At 67.7% G+C, this 223-nt stretch carries 1 pseudogene; it reads right to left on the bottom strand.

The features are described 5' to 3' along the window. A pseudogene (locus E4K09_RS29445) lies at positions 1–223 on the bottom strand (MraY family glycosyltransferase); the annotation flags it as partial.

The raw sequence follows: 223 nt of genomic DNA, 5'->3' as shown, positions 1-223 counted from the left end.
GGCTATCCGGGACGCCGAGGACAGCCCCTGCCGTTCCGATGGCGCCGTGCAGCGCGCACAGCGCCACAACGATCGCGCTGGCTTGCCCCGGCGTCGCTCCGCTCTCGAGGAACAGGTGATGAAGGTGATCGCGATCGGCCGAGAAGGGACTGCGCCCTGCCCAGATCCTGCGAACGATCAGGCTGAGCGTGTCGAGAGCGGGAACGGCGAAAAGCCAGAGCAG

Source organism: Microvirga pakistanensis (assembly GCF_004458765.1).
In the GTDB taxonomy this organism is placed as follows: domain Bacteria; phylum Pseudomonadota; class Alphaproteobacteria; order Rhizobiales; family Beijerinckiaceae; genus Microvirga; species Microvirga pakistanensis.
This window is presented reverse-complemented; position numbering and strand designations above follow the sequence as displayed.